This is a genomic window from Priestia sp. YIM B13489 (assembly GCF_042787645.1).
Lineage (GTDB): Bacteria > Bacillota > Bacilli > Bacillales > Bacillaceae_H > Priestia > Priestia megaterium.
This window is the reverse complement of the sequence record NZ_JBHZOQ010000053.1, coordinates 4,185,332-4,205,703: the sequence shown is the minus strand read 5'-3', so window position 1 is coordinate 4,205,703 and position 20,372 is coordinate 4,185,332. Positions and strand designations below refer to the sequence as shown.

At 37.3% G+C, this 20,372-nt stretch carries 16 protein-coding genes; 14 read left to right on the top strand and 2 right to left on the bottom strand.

The annotated features are described in order from the left end of the window. Positions 1–3: 3 nt before the first annotated feature. The 10 genes from ACFX4W_RS27560 to ACFX4W_RS27515 all read left to right on the top strand — a co-directional run bounded on the left by ACFX4W_RS27560 (position 4) and on the right by ACFX4W_RS27515 (position 13,656). Positions 4–1,257 carry a glycosyltransferase family 4 protein gene (locus ACFX4W_RS27560; RefSeq protein WP_377560360.1) on the top strand — a complete coding sequence of 418 codons (1,254 nt, stop codon included), beginning with the start codon at positions 4–6 and terminating at the stop codon, positions 1,255–1,257. Beyond that, entirely contained in the window at positions 1,251–2,537 is a 1,287-nt protein-coding gene (locus ACFX4W_RS27555; protein ID WP_043979849.1) for a glycosyltransferase, read from the top strand. Before ACFX4W_RS27560 ends, ACFX4W_RS27555 begins: the two co-directional genes overlap by 7 nt. A gap of 23 nt (positions 2,538–2,560) precedes the next feature. Beyond that, positions 2,561–2,818: a hypothetical protein gene (locus ACFX4W_RS27550; protein WP_043979847.1), complete on the top strand. Its 258-nt coding sequence runs from the start codon at positions 2,561–2,563 to the stop codon at positions 2,816–2,818. After that, positions 2,818–6,330 carry a CgeB family protein gene (locus tag ACFX4W_RS27545; protein WP_043979845.1) on the top strand — a complete coding sequence of 1,171 codons (3,513 nt, stop codon included), beginning with the start codon at positions 2,818–2,820 and terminating at the stop codon, positions 6,328–6,330. Before ACFX4W_RS27550 ends, ACFX4W_RS27545 begins: the two co-directional genes overlap by 1 nt. Before the next feature lie 10 nt (positions 6,331–6,340). Next, the gene (locus tag ACFX4W_RS27540) at positions 6,341–7,342 is read left to right on the top strand and encodes a glycosyltransferase family 4 protein (protein ID WP_043979844.1); all 1,002 of its coding nucleotides are present in this window, start codon (positions 6,341–6,343) and stop codon (positions 7,340–7,342) included. 72 nt (positions 7,343–7,414) lie between these two features. After that, positions 7,415–10,105 (top strand): accessory Sec system protein Asp2, encoded by a 2,691-nt coding sequence (locus ACFX4W_RS27535; RefSeq protein WP_043979842.1) that lies wholly within the window; start codon positions 7,415–7,417, stop codon positions 10,103–10,105. A 35-nt stretch (positions 10,106–10,140) separates the two neighbouring features. After that, positions 10,141–11,418, top strand: coding sequence for a nucleotide sugar dehydrogenase (locus ACFX4W_RS27530; protein WP_043979840.1), 1,278 nt, complete (start codon positions 10,141–10,143; stop codon positions 11,416–11,418). Beyond that, positions 11,415–12,218, top strand: coding sequence for an ABC transporter permease (locus ACFX4W_RS27525; RefSeq protein WP_043979838.1), 804 nt, complete (start codon positions 11,415–11,417; stop codon positions 12,216–12,218). The genes ACFX4W_RS27530 and ACFX4W_RS27525 overlap by 4 nt, the downstream gene beginning before the upstream one ends. Positions 12,219–12,234: 16 nt before the next feature. Then, positions 12,235–13,200, top strand: coding sequence for a teichoic acids export ABC transporter ATP-binding subunit TagH (gene tagH, locus ACFX4W_RS27520; protein WP_043980596.1), 966 nt, complete (start codon positions 12,235–12,237; stop codon positions 13,198–13,200). Between the two features lie 75 nt (positions 13,201–13,275). Then, positions 13,276–13,656 (top strand): triple tyrosine motif-containing protein, encoded by a 381-nt coding sequence (locus ACFX4W_RS27515; RefSeq protein WP_043979836.1) that lies wholly within the window; start codon positions 13,276–13,278, stop codon positions 13,654–13,656. A 41-nt stretch (positions 13,657–13,697) separates the two neighbouring features. On the opposite strand, the gene tagU is transcribed toward ACFX4W_RS27515, so the two are convergent. Continuing rightward, positions 13,698–14,660: a polyisoprenyl-teichoic acid--peptidoglycan teichoic acid transferase TagU gene (tagU, locus tag ACFX4W_RS27510; RefSeq protein WP_043979834.1), complete on the bottom strand. Its 963-nt coding sequence runs from the start codon at positions 14,658–14,660 to the stop codon at positions 13,698–13,700. Positions 14,661–14,855: 195 nt separating this feature from the next. Here tagU and ACFX4W_RS27505 point away from each other — a divergent pair, with 195 nt between their 5' ends. Further along, complete coding sequence (locus ACFX4W_RS27505; RefSeq protein WP_043979832.1) at positions 14,856–15,617, top strand: SGNH/GDSL hydrolase family protein; 762 nt, start codon at positions 14,856–14,858, stop codon at positions 15,615–15,617. Positions 15,618–15,663: 46 nt separating this feature from the next. On the opposite strand, the gene ACFX4W_RS27500 is transcribed toward ACFX4W_RS27505, so the two are convergent. Further along, the gene (locus ACFX4W_RS27500; protein WP_043979830.1) at positions 15,664–16,395 is read right to left on the bottom strand and encodes a DUF6270 domain-containing protein; all 732 of its coding nucleotides are present in this window, start codon (positions 16,393–16,395) and stop codon (positions 15,664–15,666) included. A gap of 313 nt (positions 16,396–16,708) precedes the next feature. Between ACFX4W_RS27500 and ACFX4W_RS27495 the strand changes: the two genes are divergently transcribed. The 3 genes from ACFX4W_RS27495 (at position 16,709) to ACFX4W_RS27485 (ending at position 20,330) form a co-directional block, all read left to right on the top strand. Further along, positions 16,709–17,461: a CpsB/CapC family capsule biosynthesis tyrosine phosphatase gene (locus tag ACFX4W_RS27495; RefSeq protein ID WP_043979828.1), complete on the top strand. Its 753-nt coding sequence runs from the start codon at positions 16,709–16,711 to the stop codon at positions 17,459–17,461. Positions 17,462–17,740: 279 nt separating this feature from the next. Further along, positions 17,741–18,508, top strand: a complete 768-nt coding sequence (locus tag ACFX4W_RS27490) for a tyrosine-protein phosphatase (protein WP_043979826.1) — start codon at positions 17,741–17,743, stop codon at positions 18,506–18,508. A 100-nt stretch (positions 18,509–18,608) separates the two neighbouring features. After that, positions 18,609–20,330 (top strand): pyruvate oxidase, encoded by a 1,722-nt coding sequence (locus ACFX4W_RS27485; protein WP_043979824.1) that lies wholly within the window; start codon positions 18,609–18,611, stop codon positions 20,328–20,330. The last annotated feature ends 42 nt before the right edge of the window (positions 20,331–20,372 follow it).

The following is a 20,372-nucleotide window of genomic DNA, read 5'->3' as shown; positions in this document are numbered from 1 at the left end:
GCTTTGACAAAAAGGGTACTTGTGATTTCTCAACATTTTTATCCTGAAATCGGTAGTGCAGGAAATCGTATAAAAAATATATATAAACTCTTAAAAGATGAAAATTATGACGTAAATGTACTGACGACTGAGCCCACATATCCAAATAAAAAGATCTATCATGACGAACAGTTTTGGGATGATGAGTCAATTGATGAAGAAAATGATGTAACGCGCATTGGTGTGAAAAATCGCAAGTATTCTAGAAGTATTATCAATCGTTTAATGTATTATTTAGAAATTGCTTTTAAAATGATGTTATTCATTTTAACCGACCGAAAAAAGTACGATGTGATTTTCGTTACATCTCCGCCTATTTTTATTGCTGTCGTCGGGCTGCTTGCCAAATACCGTTATCGAAGGCCGCTTATTTTAGACATTCGAGATTTATGGCCTGAATCGTTAAAAGGCGTAGGTGTGTTCAATTATCCGGTCGTCATTTCTGTTTTCAGTCGTCTTGAGAAAATTCTCTATGTAAAAGCAGATCATATTATTGTAAATAGTGAAGGCTTTATTCGTTTTATGACAGAGAAGTATGCCATTCCATTAAACAAAATTCATTTTATGCCTAATGCTGCAAATCGTAATGAAATTTCAATGATTGAATCTGGAAGCGATGTATTTAAAGTCATGTATGCAGGCAATATTGGTTTAGCACAAGATGTAACGGTTCTAATGGACCTTGCAAAAGAATTGCATGAGTATAATATTGAATTGACGGTTATGGGATATGGATTTAAAAAGAAAGAATTTGTACGTTTTGCCAAAGAGCATAAGCTAACGAATGTTCGATTTATTAAACCAACTACTCGTCAAGAGTGCTTACATATTATTTCTGAACATCATATTGGAATTGTGACGTTGAACGGTAAGCAAGTATTTGAAACGGTTCTTCCTGGCAAGATCATTGATTATATGACGTGTGGGATTCCGATTGTCGCATCGGTTTCTGGCTATGCCAAAGACGTGATTGTTTCACATGAAGCTGGAATTGTATCCGAGACAAATACAGCAGATGAGATGCTAAGACATATCCTGTATTTGTATCAGCACCCTTCTAAAAGAGGTGAAATGTCTCGCAACAGCTTGAATTATGTGAAAAAGCATTTCTTCTGGGAGAAAAATATTGAAGTATTAATACGTTTGATTGAGAATAAAAGTTCTGAACCGCTGCATGTGGAGCAGACAGGATCAGTGGATAAGGTTGAAGTATTATGAGAAAAAATGTCTGTATGTTTGTATGGAATCATTTTACCAATGATGCGCGCGTCCTGCGCGAATGTACGGCTTTATCAGAGAATGGTTATGCCGTTGATTTAATTTGTATTCATGATCCGAGCAATCCGGATTTAAAACAGTATGAAGAAGTAAATGAACATTTTCACGTTCATCGCGTTAAGCGCTATCCTTCTTCGCTGCTTTTTATGAAAAAAGCGTATCGCGCACTTCTAAAATATAAAGTACTCGCTCTGATCGCTTTTTTGCTGTGGTTAGGAGCAGCGTACGTAGCTCCTTATGTAGTCCTTCCTATTACAATTGTAGCCGCGCTGTTATTAAAAACAAAGCTGCAAGTAGTTTGGGTAAGAGGAAGCATTATCTTAAGGATGATTTTAAAAGGCAGGAAGAAGAAGTACGATATTTATCATTCGAATGATTTAAATACGCTTCCTCAAGGATTTATCTGTTCAAAGCTTCGCTTTAAGCGTAAGTACCTTGTGTATGATTCTCATGAGGTGCAAACGAGCAGAACGGGCTATGACAGCGGCGTATACGCAAAAATGGAGTCGTTCTTTATTAATAAAATTGACTCTATGATTGTAGAAAATCATACGCGTGCAAAATACAATGAAGATTTATATGGCTTCTATCCAAACGTCGTCTATAACTACCCGTTTCGTCCAAAAACGAAGCAGCAGCAACAAGTGAATTTACACGAACGCTTAGGGCTTCCTGAAAATGAAAAAATTCTGTTGTATCAAGGCGGTATTCAAACGGGACGAGGCCTTGAAAAGCTTGTTCAAGCGGCTCCGTTATTTAAAGAAGGAACGTTAGTCTTTATTGGAGACGGACGTATCAAGCCAGAGCTAGAGCGTATGGTAGTTGAAATGAAGTTAGAAGATAAAGTGAAGTTTATTCCAAAAGTACCGCTGCAAGACTTACCGAAGTATACAAAAAATGCGTACTTAGGTTTTCAAGTATTAAATAATGTGTGCTTCAATCACTACTCGGCCTCTTCAAATAAGTTATTTGAATACATCATGAGCGATGTACCAGTGGTAGCATGCGATTTTCCGGAGATTAAAAAAGTAGTAGAAGGCGAGCATATTGGACTGTGTGTAGATTCGCATGATTACAAAGAGATAGCGAGTGCTGTCAATCATTTGTTACGAGATCCTGTGCTGCGTGCGACGATGAGCAACAACTGTAAAACAGCGAAGTTCAAGTACAACTGGGAAAGTGAGCAAGTTCAATTTTTGAAAGTCTATCAAGCAATATAACGTAAAAGGAGGAACTTACGCGTATGGGTGTCAAACTCCATAGCCATGTATCTGTAGAAGTTCTGGAAAAAGAACTTCAAGTGGTTAAATCGGAACTAATCGAACAATTAAACATAAGAGAAAAAGAATTAAAAGAGTACCAAGATTTGCAAAAGCGCTATACGATGCTAGAAAAAAGATATGCGGCTATCAGCCGTTCTTTTCTAGGGAAGTTAACGCTAAAGTACTGGACGGTTCGAAAGCGAATGGGTACAAATAAAGCAACAAAGGGGCATAGATAATGATCAGTGATATTCAAAAGCGTATGAAGTCGATTACGCAAAAAAGAGATTGGGCAAAAGCACATCGCATTCCAAGCCTAGAGTTTTCAGAAGTCGAAGCGAATAGCGGCTGGTTTAAAAAGCATCAAGCTGCTGTTTCATTTAATGAAGACGACCGAAGTTTTACTGTTGATTTGAATTCTAACAACTATACGTATCTAACTTATCGCGAGCAGAATATCGACTTTCAACAAGCTCCTGTAGAAGAAAATATTGCGTTTGACTTTTCAAGTCAGCAAACGCTTGTCTTCAAAGGGACAAAAAGTGAAAGTGTCTCCGTCGAGTTATTCATTATTGAATATAAAAATCGTCAAAAAGTAGGTATACATAGATTTGAAATGAACAGTGAAGGTATTATACCGTTCTCTCAATCTACTGATTCTATCCGCTTAGCGCTGCGCGTGAAAGGGCAGGGAACATTTAAAATTGAGAGCATGTTAATTAATAACCGAGGATTCTGGAATCAAAGCGAGCTTTTGACAGAAGGAAATTATATTGTTTTAGAACAAAATCAGTGGTACATGCCTAAGTCCGATCAATTATACTATGATCCATTTAACAAGAAATTCAACGTAAGCTTTGAAGACAAGCAATTCGCCTATGTAACGCATAGAGAAGGAAACGCTGCTTTCTCTGCTCAGCCTGCAAGTCCAGTGGCTGTTCATGACGATACACTATCGGTTTGCTTCCAAGGTGAGAAAGAGAATTCTGTTGATGTACGTCTTGCTATTGTCTTTTACCAAGATGGAAAAAAAGTAGGAACAGATGAATTAAAGTTAAATAATAAAAAGCTTATTCATTTCCAAGAAGAATATAACTCTATTCGTCTAGCAGTGAGAGTATCTGGTAAAGGTGAGTTTAAGCTTGATGATATCATCATTAACAACGTGTCTTATTGGTGGGTTCATGACGTTGAAGTAACAATTCCTAAAACGACGGTTGATGCACCTGTTAAATATGCTCTTAACGAACACTCCCTTAAAGGATGGCAAGAGTCAAATAATGGTGTCATTTATCATCCTTGGAACCAGCTGTTTCAATCGAAGTTAAAAGGACAAGAATTCATTCATTTAACAGCTCAGCACTTTAATACAAGTGAAAATATCTCAGTAGCTGTTGATCATGATTCTACGTATTTGATTACGCCAGCAGGTGAAGTATACGAAGGTATTGAGTTAGTTGTATATGCCGTAGGATATAAAAACCACAAGCAAAATGAAATTCATCAGCTTGAGCTGAATGAAAAAGCTGAACTGCGTTTCAAAAAAGATACAGAACACGTTGAGTTTTTAATACGTGTGACGGAAAGAGGATTCTTTAAAGGACTGCAGATTAACATTCACGAAAAGCCAATTGAAATTACCAACAGTGCACAGCTAGAGCTACAAGCTTCAGATTGGTTTGCAAGCGCGAAGAAATTAGTACAGCTTTCTACATCAGAAAAAGGGCTGCGCGGTTCAGTAAATATTGAAGCTGGCAAAAACAGCTATATTTCGTATAAAGAAACAAATAACAGCTTTAAAATGCTTCCGACTCACCATATCATGACGATGCAAAAAGGATTTGAATATGAGTTCACTGTAAAAGGGAAAGCGGATGAAGATGTAGCTGTGATTCCGATGTTTATCGGCTATTCAGATGAAGAAAAGCTTCAAGTGCTGCAGCTAAAATTTAACTCAATGACAAAAGTTCAAATTCATCCTGATATTACACAGTTCCGAATTGCTTTACGGGTTTCTGGAAAAGGTGAATTTGATGTTCATACGATTTCTATTAATGAAATGAAAAGCATTGAACGAGAGCAGTCATTAGATTACGTAGCAAAACAAGAAGTAGATGCATTTAACATGCTTCCTCCAAAGCCGATCAAAGAAATGAAGATGGCGGTTATCTTTGACGAATTTACGACGGCTTCTTATGAACATGAATGTAAATTAATTAAAATGACGCCGGATAACTGGCTTGAGGTTATGACAAAAGAACAGCCGGACTTGTTAATGGTTGAATCTGCTTGGCGTGGTAACGGAGGCGTTTGGAATAAGCGTGTTGGTTACTACGGAGAAGAGAATATGAAGCCTCTTTACTCACTGTTAGCTTGGTGTAAAGAACATAATGTGCCAACCGTATTCTGGAACAAGGAAGATCCTGTTCACTTTAATCGTTTTATTGAAACAGCTAGACGATTTGATTACATTTTCACAACGGATGAAAACATGGTTCCTTACTACCAAGAAAGAGCTGGACATCAAAACGCATTTGCGCTGCCGTTTGCTGCACAGCCGGCTATTCATAATCCGATTAAAATCGTGGATGAACGCGAAAACAAAGCGTGTTTCGCTGGATCTTATTATCGTCATCATGAAGAAAGATGTATTGATATGGATCGATTATTAGATGCCGCGGCTAAAGTGGGATTAGATATTTATGATCGAAACTATATTCAAAACTTAAAAGGGCTTATGCCAAACCATCAATTCCCGGATCGCTTTGTTCCTTATGTAAAAGGAAACTTAAAGTATTACGAAATTGATAAAGCCTATAAAGGCTACAAAGTCATGATTAACGTAAATACAGTAAAAGAATCTCCTACGATGTTCTCCCGCCGTGTGTATGAAGGTTTAGCATGTGGAACACCTGTAATTAGTACGTACGCACAGGGAATTGGAGAAATTTTCGGTGATCTTGTTTATATGTCTGAAAATCCAACGAGTTTGCATGAAGAATTCAAGCAGCTGTTAGAAGATGAACGCTACTACGAAGAAAAAGCTTTAACGGGTATTCGAGATGTATTAACCAAGCATACGTATACGCATCGCTTAGAGTACATCATTGAGAAAGTGGGCTTAAACTTTGCTTTTGAACTGCCAACAGTTACGGTAGTCGCGATTGCTAATACGCGTCAAGAGTTTGAAAACATCGTTGATCAATTTAACCGTCAAGCTTATGAAAATAAGCAATTATATATTTTAGTAGATACATTCGATGGCTATTTAGATCTTTACAATAAGTACAACACAAAAACCATTCACACGTTTGTTCGCAGTTATATGCATAACTACTTAAACATTCGCGACTGGATTTCAAGTGAGTATGTAACGTACTTTGGCCAAGAAAGCTATTATGGGCAAAATTATTTACTAGACTTAATGCTGAGCACAACGTTTACGGACAGTGACTTTATTGGTAAAACAACTCACTACAGTGTGGAAAACGGAAAGCTTGAAGAGAAAAACGCAGGTCAAGAATACGAGTTTGTAAGAGAGTTATCTTCACAGAGCTCCGTTGCTAAAACAAATGTATACAGCAATCTTTCGCTTGAGCAAGTAATTAATCTCTTTGAACAAGATCAAAGTCTTGCGTCATATGCTAAATACGGCAAGCAGTTCTTTAGTAATGACAAATTTAATTACTTGAAATTAGAAGATAGCAGCAAGGACGACATCACTGCTATGGTAAATAAAATAGAGCTGTGAGGTTACAAAAATGAAAAAGATATTATTTGCAGGACATGATTTGAAATTTGCACGTATCATTATGGACCGTTTGGCAAGCCGTCCTGGGTTTGAAATTAAAACGGATGAGTGGAGTGGCCATAATGCTCATGATGAAGAGCATAGCCAGTCTTGCTTAGAGTGGGCAGACGTTATTGTTTGTGAATGGGGACTTGGAAATGCAGTATGGTATTCTCAGCATAAAAAGCCTCATCAGCAGTTAATTGTACGCATGCATCTTCAAGAGCGTGATACGATTTATCCTCATAGTTTTAACATGGAAAATATCGATAAAATTATTGCGATTTCTCCATATGTATATGAAGAATTTTATCGAACGTTTAATTTTCCGCGTGAAAAGATGACGATGATTTATAACGTAGTAGACACAGAAAAAGTGGATGCTCCTAAAACGGAAGACGCTAAGTATCATTTAGGCATTATTGGAATTTGTCCGCAGCGAAAGCGTCTAGACTTGGCTGTAGATATGCTAGATAAGTTATGGCATCAAGATAATCGCTATAAGCTGTTTGTCAAAGGGAAAATGCCGCAGGAATATTCGTGGCTGTGGAATAAGGAAGAAGAGCGTGAATATTACGAAGCAATTTTTAATCGTATCGAAAAAGCTCCGTGGAAAGACGCTGTTATTTTTGAAGGGTTCAGTGATATTTCTGAATGGCTTTCAAAGGTAGGAATTATTCTATCAACAAGTGATTTCGAAAGCTTCCATCTTTCACCAAGTGAAGGAATGGCTTCAGGCGCTTATCCAATCATTCTTAACTGGGATGGCAGTGATACGATCTATCCGAAAGAGTACCTTCTATCGGATGTTGAGGAAGCAGTAGAGCGCATACTAGCACTCAACTCAAAAGAAATGGATGCAGAGCTTCAAGCTTCTTTAAAAGAGTATGTAAAGCAGCACTTTGGAGCTGAAAAAGTAACGAATCAATGGGAAGAGTTAATTGTGAACGTTGCAGAGCCTGTTTTAAGTTAATCTATAAGTTCCTTTTGAAATTTATAGTTTGTATGCGTACAGCGCGCATATGAGAAAGTGGGAAATGACTGAATGATAAATACAAAAAAAGCATTAAGGGCATTGGATGAAGAAAAAATTCAAAAGCTGATGAGGATCTTACCGAAAAGTCGGAATAAAGATCCGCTAGCAGCTGCTAAAAACATTATGGGTAATAAATATCCACTTCCGCCTTTTGGCGTTATTCGATATCCAAAAGGAATTCTATGGAATGAAGATAAATCTAGAAGTTTTTTACGCTTGATTCACGGTCATACTTTTTTAGGGTGTTTGACGGATGCTTACGAAGAGACAAAAGAAGAGCAGTATAAAGATAAAGCCATTGGGTTAGTCAAAGATTGGATTCAAAAAAATCCATATCCTAATGGTTCAAATGAAATGGCTTTTCACGATGAAACAACGGCAATGCGTTTGCAGTATTGGCTGAGGTTATACATTTTAGCAAAGGACAAGCTTGCTTCATCCGACGAACAGCTTATCGTAGAGAATATGGCTAAAACGGCTAATTTACTGTCTCAAGATGACTTCCATTCAACAAATACAAATCACGGCATGTTCCAAGATATTTCTCTGCTTGCTTACGCGATGTATTTTGAAGAAGCAGATGATGAGTCAGATCATTATCGTGATATTGCATTAAAGCGTCTCGTTGATTACTTTACCTATGTGTATACAGAAGAAGGCGTACATAAGGAACATTCGCCGTCTTATCATTTTCTTGTATCCAATTATTTAAATAAATTGGTCGTATGGCTGAAAGATTTGAGCCCTAACCACGCAAAGTTTTTCGTTGATTTATTTAAAAAGACGGAAAAATATGCAACTTATATTATTCGACCAGACGGACTGTTCCCGCCTCTTTGTGATACAGAGTCTAAGCCTGTTGTAAACAGCAGCTATCGAAGCTTATACAAAAGTGAAGAGTTTCTATATGCAGTACACCAAGGTAAAGCTGGCAGAATGCCTGTAGAAAAAGATGCTGTGTTCAAAGGCTCCGGTTATGCGATCTTCAGAAGCGGATGGGAAAAAAAAGAAAAAGAGACGTACGTACTGTTTTCTGCAGCGTATCATACCAGTTACCATAAGCACAGTGATGACTTAAATATGCACATTTATTCAAACGGTGATATCATTACAGAAGCTGGACCGAATGGATATAACTACAAAGATAAGTTTACGAAATATGCGTATTCTTCATTTGGACACAATACGCTAATCGTGGATGGACAAGGTCTTCCTCGAGTGGATCATCAGCACGAAAAAGTATATATAAAAGATTATCAGCTAACGGAAGACTACTCGGAAGCAACGGGAGTGAATGAACGTTATAGCGGAGTGACTCATACACGTAACGTGCACTATAACAAGCAGCTTGAGCATATCACTGTACGTGATCAAGTCGCTTCAGAAGATACTCATCAATACAAGCTGTTTTGGCATGTAGCTCCCGATTTAGAGGTTCACGTAAGAGATCAAATTGTCGAGTTATTTAGAAACAATAACAAAGTAGCTGAACTTGAAATTACGTCTACTACAGATGTGAATATCCGAGCAGTGCGTGAACAAACAGTTCCGCACGTGCAAGGGTGGGTATTTCCTAAAATGGAAGCGAAAAAACCTGCTACTGTGCTTGAGCTGGATTTCAGCAGTGGGAAAGAGTCGGTTGAAGTCGTGACAGAGTTCCGCTTAGCGAATTATAAAATCGCAGCAAGAGATCAAGGACCTTTTGAATTAGAGTCACATTACCAATCTATGAATGGCGTGAAGTATCACTTTGTTCCAGCAGCTGACGAGACATTACAAGATAAATTGGTTATTGTCTTTTCTGCTTTAGCTAATAAATATCATTATGTATATAATTACATGAAAACGTTAGAGGAAGTTGGAGCGAACAAACTGTTCATTTTAGATGATTTTGGTGAACAAGGCTCTTACTACTTAGGCAAAAATAGAAATCATGTGATTGAAACAAGCGTATCTTCGCTTATTCAATATATTATGTCTAAGCACGGTTTTACGCACAAAAATGTCATGACCGTAGGTTCGTCTAAAGGCGGCTATGCGGCGTTATACTATGGAATTAAGTATCATTTTGGACAAGTAATTGCCGGTGCTCCTCAAAGTAAATTAGGAGACTTTTTGATTGATCAGGCAGAGCATGTCAACATTGCAGAGTATATTTCGGGATCGGATAATGTAAACAAAGAATACTTAAATCAAATTCTATTTAACTTGCTAGATCAGCCCGTGGATAGCGCACCAGACATCCGTTTATATGTAGGAACTTGGGATTATCATCACAAAAGTCATGTTCTTCCGCTGTATCATCAGCTAAAAGACAGAGGATATAAAGTAACGCTAGATTTAGAAGATCGAGCAAACCATAAAGATTTAAAAGGTTATTTTCCTCTATATCTTGGACGAACTATTAGCGAAATCTTAGACGTGCAGTATGTAGAACATGTGCCATTTAAAATTAAAAGAGCTCTTTTAAAAGATAACGAGAGCTACTTTATCGTACGATGTGACACAGAAGGCCACGGCAATTTAGAGTACGCGTATTACATTTATAAAGACGATAAAATCGTTCACAAAACGTCTTACATCGACGAAGAAATTTTCCGCTATAAGCCAAGAGCCAAAGGCGAATACAAATGTAGAATTTTTGTAAGAAATCAATACAAACAAAAAGCGGTTAGAGACACGAATAGTGTCTTTATATAAAACATTATTAAGCAGTTAACACAGGAGGAAATAAAATGAAACTTTGTACAGTAGGATTAGGATATATTGGATTACCAACATCTATTATGTTTGCAAAACATGATGTAGATGTTGTGGGTGTCGACGTAAGTCAACGCGTAATTGAATCATTAAACAACGGGAAAATCCATTTAGAAGAGCCTGGTCTGCAGGAAGCATTAAATGAAGTAATTGAAAAAGGTACATTCCGCGCAGCATTACAGCCGGAAAAAGCAGATGCATTCATCGTAGCTGTACCAACACCAAACCATGATGATCAACACAAATCTTGTGATCTATCATATGTATTAAGTGCTGTAAGCAATGTTATTCCTTACTTAGAAAAAGGAAACGTATTAATCGTAGAATCTACAATCGCACCGCGCAGCATGGATGACCATGTGAAACCGTTAGTAGAAGCAGCAGGCTTTGAAGTTGGTAAAGATGTGTTCTTAGTACATTGTCCAGAACGTGTACTTCCAGGACAAATTCTTCACGAACTAATCCACAACAACCGTATTGTTGGAGGACTTACACCAAATTGTACGGAAGCTGGTGCGATGGTATACAGCACATTTGTACAAGGTGAAATCATTAAAACAGATGCAAAAACAGCAGAAATGTCAAAACTAATGGAAAACACATTCCGTGACGTAAACATTGCATTAGCAAACGAATTAACAAAAGTATGTAACGAATTAGAAATCGATGCATTAGAAGTTGTTCAAATGGCTAATAAGCATCCGCGTGTAAACCTTCATACACCTGGACCGGGTGTAGGCGGACACTGCTTGGCTGTAGACCCGTATTTCATCGTTGCAAAAGCACCTAAAACAGCTCAGCTTATTAATCTAGCAAGAACAATCAACACGTCTATGCCTCAATACGTAGTAGATAACACAAATGCTCTAATGGAAAAAGTAGACGGCCGTGTTGTGACAGTATTCGGTTTAACGTATAAAGGAAATGTAGACGACATCCGTGAAAGTCCAGCAATGGAAATCTATGATTTATTAAAAGCAGAAGGCAAATATGAAATTCGCGCATTTGATCCTCACGTGGAACAAGATTGGGTGGAACAAGATATTAAGGAAGCTGTACGCAACTCTGATTTAGTTCTTGTGTTAACAGACCATAACGAATTCAAAGAATTAAACTGGAGCGAATTAGAAGGTATGGCAACAAAACGTATTTTTGATACAAAAAACGTAGTAGCTAACCGTTCTGACGATTTCAGCTATATTAACTATGGTAACCTACATGCATTCCTTAAGAAGGAAGAAGTAATGGCATGAATTCTGTAGGGAGGATTTTGAAAGAACAATCCTCGAATTTTCATTTAATATTGAGATTATCTCTTTATGATGCAAAAAGTAAATACCAAATGCACTATCTTGGAGCTGTATGGCAGTTTTTAGGACCTGCCATACAGATTCTTCTGTACTGGCTTGTTTTTGGATTAGGAATTCGTGGAGGTGCACCCGTACACGGAATTCCATTCTTCGCGTGGCTAATTGCAGGGTTAATCCCCTGGTTTTTTATTAGTCCTTCCATTACTCAAGGTTCAAACAGTGTGTATGCAAGGGTAAGTTTGGTTTCAAAAATGAAGTTTCCAGTCAGTGTACTGCCAACTGTCACGATTGTCAGTAACAGTTTTCAGTTCATCATCATGATGCTGGTTATGGGAGTTATCTTCGTCATTTATGGAATTAATCCGGGATGGTATTTACTTCAATTGCCATATTATTTAGTAGCATTATTTGTGTTTTTATTTGCGCTTACGCTGCTAACATCAACTATTTCAACGTTAATAAGAGATTTTCAGCAAATATTACAATCATTAATGAGAATGGTGCTTTACTTATTGCCTATTTTATGGGATACGTCTAAATTGTCACATGTATATGAAACGATTTTAAAATTAAATCCGCTCTTTTACATTGTGCAAGGATTTAGATATTCATTGTTAGGTTACGGTTGGTTTTATGAGGATTGGATATACACATTATATTTTTGGGTTATCACATTATTAATACTAACAGTAGGATCAATCCTGCATTTGAAATTCAGAAATAAATTCATCGATTACTTGTAATCTAGGAGCGTAATCTATGGCACTAAAAGTTCAATTTGAGAACGTTAGTAAAAAGTATGTTTTATATAAAAAAAGATCCGATAAACTGCTTGAAATTTTCTTTCCAAAAAAGAAAAATGAAAGCTTTTACGCACTAAGAAACATTTCTTTTTCTGTAAATGAAGGAGAAACAATTGGTGTTGTAGGAATTAACGGATCGGGAAAATCCACTCTTTCTAACTTGCTGTCGCAAGTTGTGCCTCAGACGTCAGGTGATATTAAAATTAATGGTGAAACATCATTAATTGCTATTTCAGTAGGGTTAAATAATAACTTAAATGGATTAGAAAATATCGAGTTGAAGTGTCTGATGCATGGATTAACGAAAGAAGAAATTAAAAAAATTACTCCTGATATCATTGAATTTGCTGATATCGGAAAGTTTATTACTCAGCCGGTAAAAAACTATTCAAGCGGTATGAAATCAAGGCTTGGATTTGCCATCTCTGTTCATACCAATCCAGATATATTGGTAGTAGATGAGGCGCTATCAGTTGGAGATCAAACATTTTACGATAAATGTTTGAAAAAGATTAATGAATTTAAAGAACAAGGTAAAACTATTTTCTTTATAAGTCATTCGTTGACTCAAATCCGCAGTGTATGCAACAAGGTCATGTGGATTCACTTTGGAGAGTTAAAGCAATTTGGCGGCACTCGTGTTGTTTTAGAAAAATATAAAGAGTTTGTTAAATGGTTTAATGGATTAACTGATGAAGAGAAAAAGCAGTATAAACTAGATATGCTGGCCAATCAGGCAAAAGATGAATATGCTTTGATGAATGAAAAAAATGGGTATAATCAGCCTTTATACTCATTAGAGCAGCGTACAAAGCGACGTGAACGAAAAAAAGAAAGACGAAAAACGTTTAAGCTTTATTTTCAAGTAGGCATTCTATCTATGCTGTCTTTGTTTTTAGCGATTTTAATGTTTTATACATAAGATTTATAAAGCATTTTAATAATATTGAGAATAGATATGTAGATTGATATATCTACTATTCGAGGAGGATCTCTAATGAAAGCAAAAGTATTAATTCCAATCGTAGCAGGTGCATTATTATTTACAGGCTGCAGCAATGACAAAGAGACTGCAAGCAAACCAACTAAAACGGAACAAACTCAACAAGAAAAAACAGCATTAAACAAAGTCTCTATTAAAAACGTAGGAGACAAACGCTTAGAAGTAAAAACAACAGCGGAAGGGAAAGACCTTAAATACGCTTATTCCGTTTATAAAGACGGTAAGCTATTCCAAAAAATCCCTTACTCTTCAAAAAAAGAGTTAGCTTATAAGCTAACGAAGTCTGGCGACTATCGTGTACGCGTATACGTGAAAGCTGGAAAAGAAAAAGCTGTTGCAAAAAGCACAGAATTAGTAAAAGTAACAAAATCATAATAAATAAAAAAAGATCACGGGATGCATCCCGCGATCTTTTTTTATTTTAGATTTAAACTTTCTTTTAATTCAGTAGATAGTTGGTTACGCGTGTCATCAGATACGGCATAGTAATAGATACCGTTAATCTTTTCGCCTTTTCCATCTATTTGAAGCTGTTCTGAATTTTTACGTGCGTCTTTATAGTTTGATTGAATTTGCTTCATGTCATCAAACGTAAGGTTTGTTTTTACATTTTGCCCAATTGCATCTAAAATCGTACCGTAGTTTGTTAAAGACTGAACGCTAGCTCCTTCGTCAATAACGCCTTCAATGACTTGACGCTGACGCTGCTGACGTCCAAAATCACCGCGAGGGTCTTGTTTACGCATACGTGTGAAAGCCAATGCTTCTTTACCATCTAATTTCAAAGGCCCTTTTTGGAAGCTGTAGCCGTCGTAATTAAATGCAAGGTTATTATTTACAGTTACCCCGCCAACAGCGTCTACAATGTCTTTAAAGCTTTCCATATTCACTTGAACATAATAGTCTACAGGAACGTCTAAGAATTTTTCTACAGTATTTACAGCCATATCTACGCCACCAAAGGCGTAAGCGTGGTTAATTTTATCTTGTGTTCCTTTTCCTACAATTTCAGTTCGCGTATCACGTGGAATACTTACCATCTTCATAGACTGTGTCTTTGGGTTTACCGTCATTAAAATAGTAGAATCTGAACGTCCACGGTCACCGGCACGCTGATCTACTCCTAATAGTAAAATAGAAATAGGGTCTCCATTTTCCAAGCTCACTTTATTTGAACGTTTTTCAGATACATCACGTTTTAATGGCTCATGAGTTTGTGTGAATGTCTTTTCAACGGAATGCCATATGCTATATGCATAGCCTGCTACACCTAGAATTAATACTAAAATAATACCAAGAATAATTTTGAACGCGCGTTTCTTTTTCGGCTTTTTTCGTTTGCGTCTGCGCGCATTTGAAGGTTGTACTTGTTCTTCCATATGAAGCCTCTCTTCCTTTTCTTTATGTATTGATAAAATAAATGTCTTCTATGTAAGCCATTATTCTTATCTTTTTCATCAGAAAACACGTCAAAATGATTAAAAAAATGACAAATTTAATCAAATTTCTTCATGTACTTTAAAATTATATTATAATAAAAGAAAAAAAGAAAGATATAGTAAGGGAGACATTTTATGAAAATTTTAATTAACGTATTTGCTATTCTCATCTTTATCTCATCTTTAGTAGCAGGAAAGATGTATTGGAATCATCAATTGGACAAACAGTTCGAAACAAAGCCTACGAGAGTAAGTGCAGCAGAAACAAAAAAGGATATTCAAACCGAGACTAAGAATCTGCCGGAATCAATTGTAAAGAAATTAGAGAATGCAAAGAAAACAGGAAATCCCATAAAGCTTGTAATTGTAGGATCCGCTCCTGAGAAAGATGTAAAGACGTGGGGAACTTTATTGAAAGATAAAGTAGAAGATACATATGGAACGGATTTAATAAATGTAGAGTTGTATGAATACAAACAAATGAATACATTAGAATTTGTGAAATCAAAAACGTATGAAGAAATTACAAAAGCAAAGCCTGATATCTTGCTTTTTGAACCATTTTTATTAAATGATAACGGCGTAGTAGGTATTAACAATACAATTGATAACTTGCAAATTATTATGAAGCATATTGAAAGTGAAAATAAAGATCTAGTTACTATTTTTCAACCATCAGCTCCGGTCTATCAAGCTCAAAATTACCCTAATGACGTAAAGGCTTTAGAAACCTTTGCTAAAGAAAATGGATACGAGTTTGTAAATCATTGGAGCGCATGGCCAGATTATAACGGGGAAGACATTTTAAAGTATTTATCTGATGAAAATGGCCAACCGAACGAAAAAGGGGAGAAGGTATGGTTCAAATTTCTCTCTGAGTATTTTACTAATTCATAATAAAAAAGCGCGCTACCTCATAAATAAAGGTGCGTGCTTTTATTTTTTAATTTGCTGCAACAAGTAAAAGTAAAGCGTTAAGCTGTTCTAAAAATCTTTCATAATAAGTTGGCTGATAGTGTCTTGGCGTAAGACCCCATTTGTGATTTTCATCTGCCATAAATTCTTCTTTTATTTCAAGGTATGTACTGTTGTTAATTTTGTTGCCGAGGTATGTATACATATACTCTAATTGCTGATTGTGACGCTGAATTTCGTCTTGATTTTCAAAAACTTGAACGTTTCCTTCTTTATCTACATATTTTTCTTTCCAAAACGCTTTATGAATAATGACTTTTGAAATGCTGCTTGCGTTGATTCTTTCGCATATTTTATTGGCAGAGCTTTCCCACAATTCATCAGTGCGCTCTACAATTCTTTTACTTTTTAAATCATTCATTAAATTAGATTGAGCAAATTCTTTAGAAAGAGCGATGTAAGACTCTCCACGTTTCATAAGTCTTAATCTTTCAGACAGTAAGTCAATAATCAACGTATCAGCAGGCTCTTCATCCACATGTTTTAAGAAAAGCTTATTAAGATCATTGTATACACTTCTACGCTGGAATTTAGACTCAATATGGATACCTCGAATGGAAAGTCCAACAGGTTTGGATGCTAGGGATATAATATTCGTTCTAGCAAAATACTCATTAATTTCATATTGATGGTCAAACATAGCAAAAGGGTCTCTAGAAACACAGCTTCCTAGAATGTCAATTTTCTTCTTCAAATTCATCTACAACTCCTACAATATTTTCTCATTTTTAGACACATATAGGAAAACTATAAACGAAGAAGAAGAGAAAAGTCAATCGGTGTTTAGGTATATTTACTCATTTGCTATCTCGTTAATTATCCATTATTTATTTTTAACATTTTCTTCAAGAAAAGAATGTTACATTTCAATACAAAAGGAACGTCTATCAATCCCAAAAGAGAGCATGAGCAAAAATAGATACTTATGCTAGAAGATAGAAAAAAAGCCCTGTGATATAATATAATTCATGGAATACTATCCATGATCTGAGGCATAGAAAGAGGAGAAAAAAATGATAGATATATATACCAATATCTTGCCAAATGTGAACAGTGGTCCCAAAAGTGTAGAAGAATTTTTAGAAATGGCAAATGTATTAGTGAAACAAGGAGTAACAGAAGTCGTAGCAGCACCTCTTTATGACGGAAAAGATTCCAGCTGTAGAGAAAGTGTTGATCTTGCAAATGAATGGTTAAGAAAATCTTCTATTTCGTTAAGCGTTTTACCAGGTCAAAAAGTAATTGCCTCTACCACTATGATTGTATCAAATGAAGAGTATTACACGATGACAATAAATGAAAATGAAAAATATATGTTTTTACACATTCCACAAGATGTGGAAATTGAAGTGTTAGAAAATATTGCTTACGAGCTTCAGCTAAAAGGTATTGTACCGGTTTTAAATGAGCCTGAGTGCCATTCATTATTTGTGGAGAATCCTCCGCACTTGTACAAGCTCGTAAAAAATGGAGCAGTCGTTCAGCTGTCTGCACAAAGTGTGCTGGGAGGCAACGGCAGTAAAGCTAAAAAAGCAGCTTATCAGTTCATTGATCATGGATTAGCACACGTTGTTGCATCAGGCGTGAATCGTGAAAATTACCAGCAGTACGGCCTGCAAAAAGCTTATTCTGCCGTGTCCAAAAAATACGGCAACAGCAAGCTTTATCATTTTATGGAAAATGCAGAGGCTATTGCGAGCGGGAAGGCTGTTTATAAACAAGAGCCTGAACGCATCAAAAAAACAAAATTCCTAGGAATCTTTTAAATTTTCCCTTTGTACCCTGATTAACTTCTATTTAATCAGGGTATTTGCATACAAAGACCTATTTCAGTCCCTTCTTTTATCATCATTATTTGGAGTTATTTTACAAATTATGTTTGCGTTTTCACATAGAGTGATAGTAAAATATTGTTAGTTAAGTAGATGACAGGAAAGTACGCGGTTTTCCGGGGTTCGTGGTGGTAAATGTCGAGAAGAATACATAGTTTCGCACTAGAAATCGTCGTAGAATAGAGCTATACAAAGCGCAGGGAGGGAAATAAAGTGATTGATATTCATACGTACATATTGCCTAATATCGATAGCGGACCTGAGGAAGTAGACGGCTTTTTGAAGATGGCACGCTCCTTAGCGGATCAAGGCGTTCAGTCCGTGGTGGCGACGCCGCTTTATGATAGCGATCAAGAGTTCATGAAACACCATTTATTTCTCTATGTGAACGCAGCTAATGAATGGCTCACGAATTCATGTATTCCTCTTCAAGTATTACCAGGTCAGCTTGTCCCTTTATCACCTCAACTTCTGCGAAACTATGAGCGAAATCAGCTTCTTACGCTTAATCACACCGATAAATATTTGTTTCTTTCACTGCCTGACTGTGATGTCTCACCTTATTTTGAAAAGATACTGTCTGATCTTCTAACAAAAGGCGTTGTGCCTATTCTTCGTTCACCAGAATGTCACCCGATTTTCCGAGATCACCCTGAGCGTTTGTATGAGCTCGTTAAAAAAGGCGTACTTATTCAGCTAAGCGCCGCTAGTATTCTTGGTTTAAACGGAAAAAAAGAAAGAAAAGCGGCGTGTACGTTTATTAAATACCGCTTAGCCCACGTGATTGCCTCGGGCGTTCATGCTCGCAATTACCACGACTATTCACTTTCAAAAGCGTATGATTACATTTCCGATATGTACGGTGCTTCAGAACTTTATTTTTTTATTGAAAATGCAGAAGCGATTATCGACGGTCGTCCGGTTCATCAATTAGAGCCTGAGCCGATGAAAAAATTTAGTTTATTTAAATTATTTAGCTGAAAACAAGGGACTTTTCCATAAAAACGGGAAAGTCCCTTGTTTTGTCTTTCTTTCATTGTGGTATGGAATAGAAACAACGTTATAGAAAGGAAGGCTGAATATGATAAAAACTACAGCTGGAAAAGCAGCTATGTCGGTATTAAAAGAATGGAAGATCGATCACATTTTCGGTATGCCGGGAGATTCAATCAATCATTTTATGGACAATCTGCGCAGTGAAAAAGATGAAATAGAGTTTATTCAAGTCCGTCACGAGGAAGTAGGAGCACTTGCGGCATCTTCTTACGCTAAAATCACGGGCAAAATCGGCGTGTGTCTGTCGATTGGAGGGCCGGGTGCGATTCATTTGTTAAACGGCTTATATGATGCCAAAGCAGACGGTGCACCGGTGCTGGTGCTAGCCGGACAGGTTCCACGTGCGAAGCTTGGCAATGAATCGTTTCAAGAAGTGAACTTAGAACGTGTTTTTGACGATGTGTCGGTGTTTAATCACCGAGTAGATTCGCCTGAATCATTTCCGCATCTGCTGCAGCAAGCGATTCGAACGGCTTATGCGAAAAAAGGCGTTGCGGTTCTAGTCATTCCAGATGATATTCCGTCTTCAACGATTAAAATTGATGAAAAAACGCCAATTGCTAATGTGTCAAAATCAATTTCTCACAGTGACCCGGAAGATGTAGCTAAAGCGCTTCTAGCGATTAAATACGCAAAAAAACCGGTTATTTTAGCAGGAACGGGTGCCAAGCACGCCAAGCTTGAATTAGCGCAGTTTGCGGAAAAAATTGCGGCGCCGATTATCTTTACGCTTCCGGGTAAAGGAATACTGCCTGATCATCATCCTTATAACCTAGGGCAGCTCGGGCAAATTGGGACAAAGCCGGCGTATGAAGCGATGGAAGAAACCGATTTGCTGATTATGATTGGAACTTCGTTTCCATATCGTGAGTTTTTACCAGATGGAGTCGAAGCAATACAGCTGGATTCTGATGCCACACAAATCGGCAGACGTTACCCTGTATCTATCGGATTAGTCGGAGACTCGAAAACGACGCTGTCACAGCTTACGCATAATTTAGATTATCAAGAAAACCGCCGTTTCCTAGAAGAGTGTCAAGTTAATATGGAAAACTGGTGGAAGCACGTAGAAAAAGAAGAAAACGAAGTGAGTACGCCAATCAAGCCCCAGCAAGTCATTCCTAAGCTGCAAAAAATCGTTGACGATGATGCGATTGTATCTGTTGATGTAGGAAACGTGACGGTATGGATGGCAAGACATTTCCGCATGACGAATCAAAAATTTGTGATTTCAAGCTGGCTGGCAACGATGGGCTGCGGACTCCCGGCTGCGATTGCAGGAAAGCTTGCTCATCCTGAAAAACAATCGGTAGCCGTGTGCGGTGACGGAGGCTTTACGATGGTCATGCAAGATTTTGTGACGGCTGTGAAGTACAAGCTGCCAATTGTTGTAGTCGTCCTTAATAACAGTGAAATCGGGATGATTAAATATGAACAAGCAATTCAAGGTCACTTGGATTACCAAACGCAGCTTGGTGAGATGAACTTTGCGAAGTTCGCTGAATCATGCGGAGGAATTGGCTACCGCGTTGAAAAACACGAGGAGCTCGAAACAGCGTTTGAAAAAGCAGCGCTTGCGAATGTTCCTGTTGTGATTGATGTTGTTATTGCGGATGAACCGCCGCTTCCAGGCAAAATTTCATTCGGACAAGCAGCCAATTATTCGAAGCACATCATGAAAAAATTCTTTAAAGAACATGAGCTCGAAATGCCGCCGCTTCGTAAAGGACTAAGCAGAATGCTTTAATCAGTGACTCTCCGTATAGGAGAGTCTTTTTAGGAGGGATAT

What these genes read in the sequence shown, in the direction of transcription:
- ACFX4W_RS27550 (WP_043979847.1), top strand. Translation starts at nt 2,561, where the DNA reads ATGGGTGTCAAACTCCATAGCCATGTATCTGTAGAAGTTCTGGAAAAA.
- ACFX4W_RS27545 (WP_043979845.1), top strand. Translation starts at nt 2,818, where the DNA reads ATGATCAGTGATATTCAAAAGCGTATGAAGTCGATTACGCAAAAAAGA.
- ACFX4W_RS27540 (WP_043979844.1), top strand. Translation starts at nt 6,341, where the DNA reads ATGAAAAAGATATTATTTGCAGGACATGATTTGAAATTTGCACGTATC.
- ACFX4W_RS27535 (WP_043979842.1), top strand. Translation starts at nt 7,415, where the DNA reads ATGATAAATACAAAAAAAGCATTAAGGGCATTGGATGAAGAAAAAATT.
- ACFX4W_RS27530 (WP_043979840.1), top strand. Translation starts at nt 10,141, where the DNA reads ATGAAACTTTGTACAGTAGGATTAGGATATATTGGATTACCAACATCT.
- ACFX4W_RS27525 (WP_043979838.1), top strand. Translation starts at nt 11,415, where the DNA reads ATGAATTCTGTAGGGAGGATTTTGAAAGAACAATCCTCGAATTTTCAT.
- tagH (WP_043980596.1), top strand. Translation starts at nt 12,235, where the DNA reads ATGGCACTAAAAGTTCAATTTGAGAACGTTAGTAAAAAGTATGTTTTA.
- ACFX4W_RS27515 (WP_043979836.1), top strand. Translation starts at nt 13,276, where the DNA reads ATGAAAGCAAAAGTATTAATTCCAATCGTAGCAGGTGCATTATTATTT.
- tagU (WP_043979834.1), bottom strand. Translation starts at nt 14,660, where the DNA reads ATGGAAGAACAAGTACAACCTTCAAATGCGCGCAGACGCAAACGAAAA.
- ACFX4W_RS27505 (WP_043979832.1), top strand. Translation starts at nt 14,856, where the DNA reads ATGAAAATTTTAATTAACGTATTTGCTATTCTCATCTTTATCTCATCT.
- ACFX4W_RS27500 (WP_043979830.1), bottom strand. Translation starts at nt 16,395, where the DNA reads ATGAATTTGAAGAAGAAAATTGACATTCTAGGAAGCTGTGTTTCTAGA.
- ACFX4W_RS27495 (WP_043979828.1), top strand. Translation starts at nt 16,709, where the DNA reads ATGATAGATATATATACCAATATCTTGCCAAATGTGAACAGTGGTCCC.
- ACFX4W_RS27485 (WP_043979824.1), top strand. Translation starts at nt 18,609, where the DNA reads ATGATAAAAACTACAGCTGGAAAAGCAGCTATGTCGGTATTAAAAGAA.